This window comes from Erwinia sp. B116, from assembly GCF_002865965.1.
In the GTDB taxonomy this organism is placed as follows: Bacteria; Pseudomonadota; Gammaproteobacteria; order Enterobacterales; family Enterobacteriaceae; genus Erwinia.
Map to the genome: position 1 here is coordinate 188,493 of NZ_JRZZ01000005.1, position 13,714 is coordinate 202,206.

Below are 13,714 nucleotides of genomic sequence, written 5' to 3' on the forward strand. Positions count from 1 at the left end.
GACACGCCGCAGGGCTGCGTGCGGCTCAGCGTGCCGCGCGCTATCGGCAACCAGCTGATCGCACCAGCGGTGCCGGAATTTTTGCGACGCTTCCCCCAGGTCGATCTGCAGTTAATGATGACCGATCGGCCACTGGACCTGATCGCCGGTGAAATTGACCTGGCGATCCGGATCACGGACCAGCCGCCGCCCGGGCTGGCCGGTCGCCCGCTCAGGCACATCAGCCACGCGCTCTGTGCCAGCCCGGGCTACCTGCACCAGCGCGGTACGCCGCAGCATCCGCGCGATCTGCCGCAGCACGACTGCATCTGGCTGGCGGAACGGCCCGGCGATAACAGCTGGCGGCTGCGCCACGGCGAGACGCAGGAAGAGCAGGCCGTGACCGTGCGCGGCCGCTACGCCACCAACCACAGCCGCGCGCGGCTGGAGGGCATCATCGCCGGGCTGGGCATCGGCTGTATTCAGCGCTTTACCGCCGCACAGGCGCTGGCGGAGGGGCAGGTGGTGGCGGTGCTGCCGGAATGGGAATATATGACCTCGTATTACGGCACCGCCTGGCTGCTGTGGCAGCCTAACCGCTTTTTGCCGCCCAAATGCCGGGCGCTGATCGACTTTCTGCTGGAGAAGCTGGCGGATGCGCCGCAGCAGGATTAGCGCCAGCCGGTCAGCCACAGGTTAATTTATCTCAGCGCTGACGCCACCTTCTGTCACCCACGCGCGCAGAAAATCGATAAAGGCTCTGACCCGTGCCGGCAGATGGCGGCTGTCCGGCCACAGGGCGTAAACGCCCTGATCGGGGAACCGGTACTGCGGCAACAGCCGCTGCAGGCGACCTTCCACCAGCGGCTGTCTCACCAGCCACTCGGGCAGCAGCGCCACGCCGCAGCCGGCGGCGGCAAACGCCAGCAGCGCCGAGGCGCTGTCGCTGGAGAAACGGGCCGGGCCGCTAATCTCCATCTCTACTGCTCCCTCCGGCCCGGTAAGCGACCAGCGCCTCGGTGACGCCAGCCGCTGGTGGAGTATCCAGTCGGCCTCAGCCAGCCCGGCCAGCGTGGTAACCGGGTGAGCCGCCAGCCAGCCAGGTGAAGCAACCGGCAGGATGGTGAACCGTTCAATGGCGGCAGCCCGGTAGCTGGAGTCGGCGAGTTTACCGAGCCTGATCGCCACGTCGAAGCGTTCAGAGATCAGGTCGGCGTGAGCCGACGAGGAGACGTGGCGAACCTGCAGCTGCGGATGCTGCTGCGCGAAGGCGGCCAGCGCCGGGATCACCTTACGCGCACCGTATTCTGCGGTGCTGGTGACCGTCAGCTCACCGCTCAGGCTGAGATGGTTTTGCCGCACCTCCTGCTCCAGCGCATCGCTCTCGGCCAGCAGGCGCAACGCGCGGATATAAAACGCTTCACCACTCTGCGTCAGCGCCAGCCGGCGGGTGGTACGCAGCAGCAGCGCAACCCCCAGATCCGCCTCCAGACGACCAATATTGAAGCTGATAGCCGCTTTTGTCTGCCGCAGCGTGGCAGCGGCGGCCGTAAAGCTGCCCGCCTCGACCACGGCAACAAATATCGCCACTCTTTGCAAATTCAGCACCGTCAGGCTCCATATTGTCAAAATTGCTTTGACAGTTTATCAGCCGTAACGCGGTTTTTCCCGCCGGACATCGCGCCTATAGTGAGCCCTTTTTCGCAGGCAGGTGATCACCGTGCAGTATCGCAGCAAAGTGGCAGGGGTGTTTCTGGCGGGGTTTTTCCTCGATCTGGTCAATATGTTTATCGCCGGAGTGGCCTATCCGGCTATCGGCCAGGCGCTGCAGGCTCCGGTGTCCGGGCTGGCGTGGGTCAGCAACGGCTATATCTGCGGCCTGACGCTGGCGATCCCGCTCAGCGCCTGGCTGACGCAGCGCTTCGGCGCACGCCGCGTCTTTGTGCTGTCGCTGCTGCTGTTTATGGCCGCTACGCTGGCAAGTGGCTGTGCAGGAACGCTGGGTGGCCTGGTGGCCTGGCGTATTCTGCAGGGGGCCGGCGGCGGGCTGCTGATCCCGGTCGGTCAGGCGCTCACCTGGCAGCTTTACCCACCGCACCAGCGCGCCAGGCTCGCCTCGGTCGTGATGCTGGTGGCGCTGCTGGCTCCGGCGCTGTCGCCGACGCTGGGCGGGCTGCTGGTGCAGGCGCTGAACTGGCGCTGGGTGTTTTTTGCCAGCCTGCCGCTGGCCGCAGTAACGCTGCTGCTGGCGCTGTGCTGGCTGCGGCAGGAGCCGCCTGCCACTGAACACACGCCGCTCGACCTGCCCGGCCTGCTGGGCGGCTGCAGCGGTCTGTTGCTGGTGCTGCTGGCGATGACCCGTCTTAGCGAAGCGGACGGTGCAGGTGGGGGACTGGCGCTGCTGCTGGCCGGGCTGGGGCTGCTGGCAGGGTTTGTCCGTCGCTGCCGCCGTCACCCCACGCCGCTGTTCAGCGTGGCGCTGCTGTCAGAGCCGCTGCTGCGCTTTTCGATGGGCGTTTATCAGTGCGTACCGGGGCTGTTTATGGGCGTCAGCCTGCTGGCGATGCTGTGGCTGCAGACGGTGGTGGGTCTCTCAGCCGCGCAGTGCGGGATGCTGATGATCCCCTGGTCGCTGGCATCCGGGCTGGCGATCGCCACCACCGGCAGAACGTTCAACCGGCTTGGCCCGCGACCGCCGATCGTCGCCGGCTGCCTGCTGCAGGCCGCAGGCATCGTGCTGCTGGCACAGGTGACCGCGGCCCACCCGTACCCGCAGCTGATTGCTGCCTTTACGCTGATGGGGCTGGGCGGCAGCCTGTGCAGCAGCACCGCGCAGAGCAGCGCCTTTCTGCAGATCCCCGCCGCTGAGCTGCCGCAGGCCAGTGCGCTGTGGAATATCAACCGCCAGCTGAGCTTCTGTTTCGGCGTGGCGCTGCTCAGCCTGCTGCAGAATCTGCTGATCGGGCATCTTGCCGCAAGACCCGCCTGGGCCTTTACCTTCTATACTGCGGCGGCGGGCAGCCTGATCCCGGCGCTGCTCAGCGGTCGTATCAACAACCGCGCGGTTAAACAGCAATTATTAAACGAGGAGAACGCATGATGAATCGCTATATCAGGGAAGTGGTCGATGCTCACGTTGCCATTGAGAGCTGGCTGGGAAAAGGCGAGGGCGAACTGGCGGCGCTGCTGGGCCGTTTTCACCGGGACTTTTCGATGGTGACGCCGGGCGGCGCTAAGATTGATTACGCCGCGCTGAGCACGCTGTTCAGAACGCAGCGTGACGGCCGGCCGGGGCTGGTGATTGAGACAGACGAGTGCCTGGTGCTGCAGGAGGGGCCAGACGGGGCCACCGTACTGTATCGCGAGCGGCAGACGTTGCCGGAACAGGGCAGCAGCCTGCGCTGGTCAACGGCGGTGTTCAGCCTGGAGAACGGTAAGCCGCTCTGGCGGCATCTCCACGAAACCGCGATCCCCTGAAGTAACCCGTGGCAGGCCGCGTTGCATCCTGCCACCGCCGCTTCTATGCTTGATCTACGCACGTTTTCCGCCCGCCAGCGGGCCACTCTGGATGCAGTACTCTCCCTGAGCACGGATACCGATGAAAACCTGTTTTATTATCCGGCATTCAGGTCAGCAGGCTCGGCTGGCTGAAACCCTGCTTAACGTGCCATTTAACGGCCTGCAGCGGCTTGGGTTAACCCGGGCCGCTTTGCTGCGGGACGAGTTGGCCACCGTCAGCAGGGCGTGTTGCAAACAGATACGAGAGAGTGAGATGGCCAGACTATCCGTCGCCGCAGCCTGCCTGCTGTGTGCCTTTACCAGCAGCGCCCGGGCACAGACCGTACTGAAAACCGAACGCTGCTTAAGCGGGTCGGTTATTCAGGATCGGCTGCTGGAAAAAGAGTACGTGGCGGGAGATTTTCACCTGTTCTACAGCCTGCAGGGTAACGATCGCCTGCACCATACCGGGGACAGCAACGGCAACGGCACCCCGGACAGCATTGAGAATATGGCGATACAGCTGCAGGCGGCGCAGCGCTTCTACTCCGGCGCGCTGGGGCTGCGCTCGCCGCTGCGGCAGAAGGTGTTCGCGAACGCCGGGCAGATCAATATCTACGTGCTGCGCAAGGATCGCGGCAAGGGCGCGGCTTTTGATAAGGTGTCGCGGGAGAGGATGGCTGACGGCACCACTCTGCCGTGCGCCCTTAAGCTGATCGTCGATACCTCGGTCAACCCGCTGCGCAACGTCACCCCGGCCCACGAGCTGTTTCACCTCTACCAGTACGGTTACGGCGTATTCAAGCAGCGCTGGTATCTGGAAGGGATGGCCCGCTGGCTGGAGATGCCGTACAGGGACAGCAGCAAAGGGATGGCCGCAGCCGCACCCTCGCTGAACTGCCCGGACTACGCTAACGCCAGCTATGACGCGGCGATTTTCTGGCATCGCTACGCGCAGCGCTACTTTGCCCCGGTAGATGTTCCGGCCGGGCTGCGGCAGCTGACCTATACCGACGGCAGCCCGGTGTTTAAACAGTCGGCGCTGCCCGGCGGTGCGATGCTGGCGCCGTTCTTCGACAGCCTGTTCCGCGCCAGCCAGCAGATTTCGCAGCAGCAGCAGGTGGCCAACACGCAGTGGACGGAGAAGATGCAGCGCTCCCCGCAGTTCAGCCAGGATATCTGTGATGTGCTCTCTGCCATTACCCCACAACGCGGCGCAGCGGCGCGCTGATTCGCTGGCATAAAAAATCCGGCCTGACGAGCGGGCCGGATTTTATCAGCGTCAACCGATAAGGGTGCGGATTACTCCACGGTCACCGATTTCGCCAGGTTACGCGGCTGATCGACGTCGGTGCCTTTGATCAGCGCCACGTGGTAGGAGAGCAGCTGCAGCGGCACGGTGTAGAAGATCGGTGCAATCACCTCTTCGACGTGCGGCAGCGGGATAATGCGCATGCCTTCACTGTTGGCAAAGCCGGCGTCCACGTCGGCAAACACGTACAGCAGGCCGCCGCGCGCGCGCACCTCTTCGATGTTCGACTTCAGCTTCTCCAGCAGTTCGTTGTTCGGTGCCACCACAATCACCGGCATATCGGCATCGATCAGCGCCAGCGGGCCGTGCTTCAGCTCGCCCGCCGCGTAGGCTTCCGCGTGAATGTAGGAGATCTCTTTCAGCTTCAGCGCCCCTTCCATGGCGATCGGGTACTGATCGCCGCGGCCGAGGAACAGCGCGTGATGCTTGTCGGAGAAGTCTTCCGCCAGCGAGGCGATCAGCTCGTCCTGCGACAGCATCTGCTCAATGCGGCTCGGCAGCGCCTGCAGACCGTGCACAATATCGTGCTCAACCTGCGGGTCCATCCCTTTCAGGCGGCCGACCTTCGCCACCAGCATCAGCAGCACGGTGAGCTGGGTGGTGAACGCCTTGGTGGAGGCCACGCCGATTTCGGTGCCGGCTTTGGTCATCAGCGCCAGGTCTGACTCGCGCACCAGCGACGAGCCGGCCACGTTACAGATGGCCAGCGAGCCGAGGTGGCCCAGCTCTTTTGACAGGCGCAGCGCCGCCAGCGTGTCGGCGGTTTCGCCGGACTGCGACAGGGTGATCAGCAGGCTGTTCTTACGCACCGCCGACTTGCGGTAGCGGAACTCGGAAGCGATCTCCACGTCACAGGGCACGCCCGCCAGCGATTCGAACCAGTAGCGGGAAACCATACCGGAGTTGTAGGAGGTGCCGCAGGCGACGATCTGAATATGCTCGACCTGCGCCAGCAGGGCTTCCGCCTGCGGTCCCAGCTCGGAGAGATCGACTTCGCCGTGGCTGAAACGCCCGCTGAGGGTGTTTTTAATCGCTACCGGCTGTTCGTAGATCTCTTTCTGCATGTAGTGACGGTATTCGCCCTTGTCACCGGCGTCGTAGGTAGCGTGGGATTCAATCTCCGCGCGCTTCACCGCGTTGCCGTGACGATCGACCACCTTCACCTCGCGGCGGGTAATTTCCGCCACGTCACCCTCTTCAAGGTAGATAAAGCGGCGGGTCACCGGCAGCAGCGCCAGCTGGTCAGAGGCGATAAAGTTCTCGCCGACGCCGCGGCCGATCACCAGCGGGCTGCCGGAACGGGCGGCCACCAGCGTTGACGGGTCGCGGCTGTCCATGATCACCATGCCGTAGGCACCGCGCAGCTGTGGGATCACCCGCAGCACGATCTCATGCAGCGTGCCGCCCTGCTGCTGCTCCCAGTGCACCAGGTGCGCCACCACTTCGGTGTCGGTCTCCGAGGCAAAACGGTAACCGCGGGCGATCAGCTGCTCGCGCAGCGGCTCGTGGTTCTCAATAATGCCGTTATGCACCACGTAGATGTGATCTGAGATATGCGGGTGGGCATTCGCTTCCGACGGCTCGCCGTGGGTAGCCCAGCGCGTGTGCGCAATCCCGGTTCCGCCGTGCAGCGGAGTCTGTTCCGCCGCCCCGGCCAGCTCCTGTACTTTACCCAGACGACGCAGGCGCGTGGCCTGGCCTTCGGCATTCACCACCACCAGACCGGCGGAGTCATAGCCGCGGTATTCCAGACGACGCAGCCCTTCAAGCAGGATTTCAGCAATATCACGCTGCGCTACAGCACCAACAATTCCACACATAAGTTATTTTCCTGACTAAGCGGCGTTTCAGCGCCGCTCGCGTTGTCTTCTGACCTGATTATCCGGTTTTTACCGGTTCCCCGAGCCTTGTAGAGAGTGGGGATTATTTTTATGTTTACTGCCTTTTCCGCACCGGTTCATGCCGGCGCGTGAGAATTTATTTTTTCTTTACCGGGCGCTGCCAGCTGGCGTTGAGCTGCTGCTCTTTACGGTTATAAACCAGCCCGGCCGCCGGCACGTCGCGCATGATGGTGGTGCCGGCGGCGATGGTCACGCCTGCCGCCACGTTGACCGGCGCGATCAGCTGGGTATCCGAGCCGACAAATACATCATCGCCGATGACGGTTTTCGATTTATTGACGCCGTCGTAGTTGCAGGTGATGGTGCCGGCACCGATATTCACGTTGGCACCGATCTCGGCGTCGCCGAGGTAGCTGAGGTGGCCGGCCTTCGAGCCCTTGCCGAGGCGGGCTTTTTTCATCTCAACAAAGTTGCCGACGTGGGCACCTTCCGCCAGCTCGCTGCCGGGGCGCAGGCGGGCAAACGGCCCGACGGTGCAGCCCGCGGCCAGCCCGGCGTCTTCAATCACCGAGTAAGGACTTATCACGCTGTCATCGGCAATCACGCTGTTTTTAATCACACAGCCCGCGCCAATCTGCACGCGATCGCCGAGCGTTACCTTGCCCTCGATGATCACGTTAACGTCGATCAGAACGTCGCGGCCGTGTACCAGCTCACCCCGGAGGTCAAAACGTGCCGGATCCTGCAGCATCACGCCTGCCAGCAGCAGTTTTTCTGCCTGCTCAGCCTGATACACCCGCTCCAGCGTTGCCAGCTGCAGGCGGTTATTGACGCCGTCGGTCTCCGTGGTGCGTGCAGGGTGGACAGCCTCGATGCGGCGGCCCTCCTGATGGGCAAGAGCGATAATGTCGGTAATGTAGTATTCGCCCTGCGCGTTGTTGTTGGTCAGCCTGCCGAGCCAGCGCTTCAGATCCGCGCCGTTGGCCAGCAGAATGCCGGTGTTGATCTCGTTAATCAGCAGCTGCGCCGGCGCGGCGTCTTTCTGCTCGATAATACCGGTGACGCTGCCGTTTTCACGGATGATACGGCCGTAGCCGGTCGGGTTATCCAGCACCACGGTCAGCAGACCAATGCCACCTTCAGGTTTCGCCTGCTGCAGGCGCGTCAGCGTCTCTACCGAGATCAGCGGCACGTCGCCGTACAGCATCAGGATGTCTTCGTCATCGGCAAAGTGCGGTGCCGCCTGCTGCATCGCGTGGCCGGTGCCCAGCTGTTCCGCCTGCAGCACCCAGTTCAGCGTGTCGTCGTTCAGCGTGCTCTGCAGCAGCTCGCCGCCGTGGCCGTACACCAGGTTAATGCGGCGTGCGTCCAGCGCGCGGGCAGCATCGATCACGTGTTGAACCATCGGCTTCCCGGCCAGCTTGTGCAGTACTTTTGGCAGGTCAGAGTACATACGGGTTCCTTTACCAGCAGCAAGGATCACCACGCTCATCGGCTTTGCAGACATAAACATCCTGATTGGGGTTGAAGAGAGGAAAGTAAAACGGTTTACCGTTAAGAATACTACATTTTTCTCGGGTCGAAATTAGCTTTCAGACAGGCGGAAGGGGGGGATCGGGCAAAAAAAATGCCGGGCAGTTTCCTGTCCGGCATTTAGCGCTTAAACCTGAGTTACATCGCTTTTTTGGTCAGCTCAATGACGCGCAGTTTAGCAATGGCTTTCGCCAGCTCTGCGGATGCCATTGCGAAGTCCACGTCGCCGTGTGAGCTGTTCATATGCTCTTCGGCTTTACGCTTAGCTTCCAGCGCACGGGCTTCATCAAGATCGCTGCCGCGGATCGCGGTGTCAGCCAGCACGGTAACCGCGCCAGGCTGCACTTCCAGCACGCCGCCGGAGAGGTAAATCACCTCTTCGTCGCCGTGCTGCTTAACGATGCGAACCATACCAGGCTTAATGGCAGTCAGGAGCGGGGCGTGATTAGGGCGAATACCCAGCTCACCTTCGCTGCCTGAAACCTGGATGCTCTGTACCAGCCCGGAGAACATCTGTTGCTCCGCGCTGACCACGTCCAGGTGAAACGTCATAGCCATAGTTAACCTCCCGGTAAACCATCACCCTCTGAGCGCGGGCGGCCTGCGCCGTCCGCACCCGTCAGGGGAGATGATTACAGTTTTTTCGCTTTTTCCACGGCTTCGTCGATCGAACCGACCATGTAGAAAGCCTGCTCTGGCAGATGGTCGAACTCGCCTTCCATGATGCCTTTAAAGCCACGGATGGTATCTTTCAGCGACACGTATTTACCCGGAGAACCGGTGAATACTTCTGCCACGAAGAACGGCTGGGACAGGAAACGCTGCATCTTACGCGAGCGTGCTACCACCAGTTTGTCTTCTTCTGACAGTTCGTCCATACCCAGGATGGCGATGATGTCTTTCAGTTCCTGATAACGCTGCAGCAGTGACTGAACGCCACGCGCGGTGTCATAGTGTTCCTGACCAACAACCAGTGGATCCAGCTGACGGCTGGTAGAATCCAGTGGGTCAACCGCCGGGTAGATACCCAGAGACGCGATCTGACGGCTCAGTACCACGGTCGCATCTAAGTGTGCGAAGGTGGTGGCTGGAGACGGGTCAGTCAGGTCATCCGCAGGGACGTAAACGGCCTGTACGGAGGTGATAGAACCGGTTTTGGTTGAGGTGATACGTTCCTGCAGAACGCCCATCTCTTCCGCCAGCGTTGGCTGGTAACCTACCGCAGAAGGCATACGACCCAGCAGGGCTGATACTTCAGTACCGGCCAGGGTGTAACGGTAGATGTTATCGATGAACAGCAGTACGTCACGACCTTCGTCACGGAACTTCTCCGCCATGGTCAGACCGGTCAGCGCTACGCGCAGACGGTTACCTGGTGGCTCGTTCATCTGGCCATAGACCAGGGACACTTTGTCGATAACGTTGGAGTCAGTCATCTCGTGGTAGAAGTCGTTACCTTCACGGGTACGCTCGCCCACGCCGGCAAATACCGAGAAACCTGAGTGCTCAGCCGCGATGTTACGGATCAGCTCCATCATGTTTACGGTTTTACCTACACCCGCGCCGCCGAACAGGCCAACTTTACCGCCTTTGGCAAACGGACACATCAGGTCGATAACCTTGATGCCGGTTTCCAGCAGTTCCTGCGAGTTAGACTGATCTTCGTAAGAAGGTGCTGAACGGTGAATCGCCCAGCGCTCTTCTTCGCCGATGTCGCCTTTCATATCGATTGGCTCACCCAGCACGTTCATGATACGGCCAAGTGTTGCGGTACCTACAGGTACTTCGATCGGGTGCTCAAGGTCAACCGCTTCCAGGCCACGCTTCAGGCCGTCAGAAGAACCCATGGCGATGGTACGAACCACGCCGCCACCCAGCTGCTGCTGAACTTCCAGCACCAGACGAGCATCACCATTTTTAACCTCAAGGGCGCTGTACACTTGTGGTACTGCGTCCTGAGGGAATTCGACGTCAACTACGGCGCCGATTACCTGGACAATCTTTCCAGTAGCCATCTTGAATCCTCTACCTAATTCATTAAACCTGGTTAAACCGCGGAGGCCCCCGAGACGATCTCGGTAAGTTCCTGGGTGATGCTGGCCTGACGAGCCTTGTTGTATACCAACTGCAGCTCTTTGATCAGGTTTCCGCCGTTATCGGTTGCGGCTTTCATCGCCACCATTCGCGCGGCCTGCTCGCTGGCCAGGTTTTCTACAACACCCTGGTAAACCTGAGACTCGACGTAGCGGCGCAGTAACGTGTCCAGCAGCGCTTTCGGATCCGGTTCATACAGATAGTCCCAGGTACTCTTCTTCACAACGCCTTCCGCGTCATCTGCTGGCGGTAACGGCAGCAGCTGGGCGATCTGTGGAGACTGAGACATGGTGTTGATAAATTTGTTGCTGACGATAAACAGCTTGTCGATACGGCCTTCATCGTATGCCTGCAGCATCACTTTGACCGGGCCGATCAGGTCGGAGAGGGCAGGTTTATCACCCAGACCGTTGACCTGTGCAACCACATTGCCACCGACAGAGCCGAAGAACGACATCCCTTTGGAACCGATAATCGCCATATCACTTTCGACGCCTTTATCAGACCAGGATTTCATATCCGTCAGCACGCGTTTGAACAGGTTAATGTTCAAACCACCACACAGCCCGCGGTCGGTAGATACGACCAGATAGCCGACGCGTTTAACGTCACGATCTTCCAGGTATGGGTGTTTATATTCCAGATTACCTAACGCAATGTGACCAATCACTTTGCGCATGGTCTCTGCATAAGGACGGCTGGCCGCCATGCGTTCTTGCGATTTACGCATTTTGGAGGCGGCGACCATTTCCATCGCTTTGGTGATCTTCTGCGTGTTTTGCACGCTGCCGATCTTACTACGTATCTCTTTTGCGCCGGCCATTAGCTTCTCCTCAAAGCCTTGCGGCCTGCCCCGTAAGGGACAAGCCGCCAGACATTACCAGGACTGGGTTGCTTTAAACGTTTCGAGGAGGCCTTTCAGCTTCTCTTCGATTTCGCCGTTATAGTTACCAGACTGGTTGATATCAGCCATCAGCTCAGCGTGATCGCGATCCGCATAAGCCAGCAGGGCCGCTTCGAAGCTACCGATTTTCGCCAGTTCGACGTCATTCAGGAAGCCACGCTCGGCAGCAAACAGCACCAGACCCTGCTGCGCTACGGACATCGGCGCATACTGTTTCTGTTTCAGCAGCTCGGTCACTTTCTGACCGTGGCTCAGCTGTTTGCGGGTTGCTTCATCCAGATCGGAGGCGAACTGCGAGAACGCCGCCAGTTCACGATACTGTGCCAGCGCGGTACGGATACCACCGGACAGTTTCTTGATGATCTTGGTCTGAGCAGCACCACCTACACGAGATACCGAGATACCCGGGTTAACCGCCGGACGAATACCGGAGTTAAACAGGTTGGTTTCCAGGAAGATCTGACCATCGGTAATCGAGATTACGTTGGTCGGAACGAACGCAGAAACGTCACCCGCCTGGGTTTCGATGATTGGCAGCGCGGTCAGGGAGCCGGTTTTACCTTTCACTTCACCGTTGGTGAAACGCTCGACGTAGTCGGCGCTCACGCGGGAAGCACGCTCCAGCAGACGGGAGTGGAGGTAGAACACGTCGCCAGGGAAGGCTTCACGACCCGGTGGACGGCGCAGCAGCAGAGAAACCTGACGATAAGCAACGGCCTGTTTAGACAGGTCATCGTATACGATCAGCGCGTCTTCACCGCGGTCACGGAAGTATTCACCCATCGCACAACCGGCATACGGTGCCAGGTACTGCAGCGCAGCAGACTCAGATGCGGTTGCAACCACAACGATGGTGTTAGCCAGCGCGTTGTGCTCTTCCAGTTTACGTACCACGTTAGCGATGGTAGACGCTTTCTGGCCGATAGCCACGTACACACATTTGATGCCGGAATCACGCTGGTTGATGATTGCATCGATCGCCATCGCGGTTTTACCGGTCTGACGGTCACCGATGATCAGCTCACGCTGGCCACGGCCGATTGGAATCATCGCATCAACAGATTTGTAGCCGGTCTGTACAGGCTGGTCAACGGACTGACGGTCGATAACGCCCGGTGCAATCACTTCGATCGGCGAGAAGCCGTCGTTGTCGATAGCGCCTTTACCGTCAATAGGAGCACCCAGGGTGTTCACTACGCGACCCAGCAGGCCACGGCCAACCGGTACTTCCAGGATACGGCCAGTACACTTAACCTTCATGCCTTCGGCGAGGTCAGCGTATGGGCCCATCACAACTGCACCTACGGAGTCGCGCTCCAGGTTCAGTGCGATGGCATAACGGTTACCAGGCAGGGCGATCATCTCACCCTGCATCACGTCGGCCAGGCCGTTAACGCGAATGATACCGTCACTTACAGAAACGATTGTACCTTCGTTGTGAGCTTCGCTCACTACATTGAACTGAGCAATGCGCTGCTTGATCAGTTCGCTGATTTCGGTGGAATTCAGTTGCATATGCTCCAGTCCCCTTAAGACTGCAAGACGTCGGTAAGGCGCTCAAGACGGCCGCGTACGCTGCCATCAATGACCATATCACCCGCACGGATGATTACGCCTGCCATTACAGACTTATCAATTTTGCAATTCAGCTTAACTTTGCGTGACAGACGTTTTTCCATCGCAGCGCTGATTTTGGTCAGCTGCTCGTCACTTAATGCAGTGGAGGAAATCACCTCAACGTCGGCGGTCGCATCATGTGCGGCACGCAGTTGGATGAACTGCTCCAGTACATCGGCAAGTGCTGGCAAACGTTTGTTTTCAGCCATCACCTTAATCAGGTTCTGACCGGCTTCGTCGAGTTGGTCACCACAGATGGCGATGAAGGCACCAGACAACGCTTCCGGCGCCAGTGCGCCGGAAAGAAGTTCTGTTACCTGTTCATTGCCAGCCACTTCGGCGGCAAATGCCAGCATCTGCTGCCAGCCATCGACGCTTTGATGCTCAACCGCAAAGTCAAAAGCGGCTTTAGCGTAGGGGCGAGCTACGGTAGTAAATTCAGACATCAGCCCCTCCCTTACAGTTCAGCGACCAGTTTATCAACGATGTCGCTGTTAGCAGCTTCATCCACGGAACGTTCAATGATTTTCTCGGCGCCGGCGATTGCCAGCATCGCGACCTGCTTACGCAGCTCTTCACGTGCACGTTTGCGTTCGGCATCAATTTCTGCCTGCGCCTGAGTGACGATCTTGCTACGTTCCTGCTCAGCCTCTGCTTTAGCGTCGTCCAGGATCTGAGCGCGGCGTTTGTTCGCCTGCTCAATAATCACCTGGGCTTCCTCTTTCGCTTTTTTCAGCTGATCGGTCGCATTAGCCTGCGCGAGATCCAGATCTTTCTTGGCACGTTCAGCGGAAGCAAGGCCATCAGCAACTTCTTTCTGGCGCTTTTCAATGGCGGCCATAATCGGCGGCCATACGTACTTCATGCAGAACGCTACAAACAGGATGAACGCGATAGCCTGGCCGAGGATTGTTGCGTTAATGTTCACAGCACAAT

At 59.9% G+C, this 13,714-nt stretch carries 13 protein-coding genes; 4 read left to right on the forward strand and 9 right to left on the reverse strand.

The genetic code is table 11. The annotated features are described in order from the left end of the window. The coding region (locus NV64_RS06145) for a substrate binding domain-containing protein (RefSeq protein ID WP_101505544.1) at positions 1-654 on the forward strand (654 nt) is incomplete at its 5' end. Between the two features lie 21 nt (positions 655-675). Here the strand turns inward: NV64_RS06145 and NV64_RS06150 are convergent. Then, on the reverse strand, positions 676-1,587 hold the full coding sequence (locus tag NV64_RS06150; RefSeq protein ID WP_056241091.1) for a LysR family transcriptional regulator: 912 nt from the start codon (positions 1,585-1,587) through the stop codon (positions 676-678). A gap of 112 nt (positions 1,588-1,699) precedes the next feature. Here NV64_RS06150 and NV64_RS06155 point away from each other — a divergent pair, with 112 nt between their 5' ends. The 3 genes from NV64_RS06155 to NV64_RS06165 all read left to right on the forward strand — a co-directional run bounded on the left by NV64_RS06155 (position 1,700) and on the right by NV64_RS06165 (position 4,708). After that, positions 1,700-3,079: an MFS transporter gene (locus NV64_RS06155; RefSeq protein WP_056241220.1), complete on the forward strand. Its 1,380-nt coding sequence runs from the start codon at positions 1,700-1,702 to the stop codon at positions 3,077-3,079. Further along, on the forward strand, positions 3,079-3,456 hold the full coding sequence (locus tag NV64_RS06160; protein WP_056241222.1) for a DUF4440 domain-containing protein: 378 nt from the start codon (positions 3,079-3,081) through the stop codon (positions 3,454-3,456). The genes NV64_RS06155 and NV64_RS06160 overlap by 1 nt, the downstream gene beginning before the upstream one ends. A gap of 295 nt (positions 3,457-3,751) precedes the next feature. Further along, positions 3,752-4,708: a peptidase gene (locus tag NV64_RS06165; RefSeq protein ID WP_101505558.1), complete on the forward strand. Its 957-nt coding sequence runs from the start codon at positions 3,752-3,754 to the stop codon at positions 4,706-4,708. Between the two features lie 71 nt (positions 4,709-4,779). Here NV64_RS06165 and glmS read toward each other — a convergent pair whose 3' ends face one another. The 8 genes from glmS to atpF all read right to left on the reverse strand — a co-directional run bounded on the left by glmS (position 4,780) and on the right by atpF (position 13,706). Further along, complete coding sequence (gene glmS / locus NV64_RS06170) at positions 4,780-6,609, reverse strand: glutamine--fructose-6-phosphate transaminase (isomerizing) (protein WP_101505545.1); 1,830 nt, start codon at positions 6,607-6,609, stop codon at positions 4,780-4,782. A 157-nt stretch (positions 6,610-6,766) separates the two neighbouring features. Next, positions 6,767-8,137, reverse strand: a complete 1,371-nt coding sequence (gene glmU, locus NV64_RS06175) for a bifunctional UDP-N-acetylglucosamine diphosphorylase/glucosamine-1-phosphate N-acetyltransferase GlmU (RefSeq protein ID WP_101505546.1) — start codon at positions 8,135-8,137, stop codon at positions 6,767-6,769. A 164-nt stretch (positions 8,138-8,301) separates the two neighbouring features. Continuing rightward, positions 8,302-8,721: a F0F1 ATP synthase subunit epsilon gene (locus NV64_RS06180; protein ID WP_056241099.1), complete on the reverse strand. Its 420-nt coding sequence runs from the start codon at positions 8,719-8,721 to the stop codon at positions 8,302-8,304. 74 nt (positions 8,722-8,795) lie between these two features. Further along, a complete protein-coding gene (gene atpD / locus NV64_RS06185; protein ID WP_056241101.1) occupies positions 8,796-10,178 on the reverse strand; it encodes a F0F1 ATP synthase subunit beta in 1,383 nt (460 codons plus the stop codon). Between the two features lie 32 nt (positions 10,179-10,210). Continuing rightward, positions 10,211-11,080, reverse strand: a complete 870-nt coding sequence (atpG, locus tag NV64_RS06190) for a F0F1 ATP synthase subunit gamma (protein ID WP_056241103.1) — start codon at positions 11,078-11,080, stop codon at positions 10,211-10,213. A 54-nt stretch (positions 11,081-11,134) separates the two neighbouring features. Beyond that, complete coding sequence (gene atpA, locus NV64_RS06195; RefSeq protein ID WP_048917945.1) at positions 11,135-12,676, reverse strand: F0F1 ATP synthase subunit alpha; 1,542 nt, start codon at positions 12,674-12,676, stop codon at positions 11,135-11,137. Between the two features lie 14 nt (positions 12,677-12,690). Then, entirely contained in the window at positions 12,691-13,224 is a 534-nt protein-coding gene (gene atpH, locus NV64_RS06200) for a F0F1 ATP synthase subunit delta (RefSeq protein WP_056241105.1), read from the reverse strand. Positions 13,225-13,235: 11 nt separating this feature from the next. Beyond that, on the reverse strand, positions 13,236-13,706 hold the full coding sequence (gene atpF, locus NV64_RS06205) for a F0F1 ATP synthase subunit B (protein ID WP_056241107.1): 471 nt from the start codon (positions 13,704-13,706) through the stop codon (positions 13,236-13,238). Between the last annotated feature and the right edge of the window lie 8 nt (positions 13,707-13,714).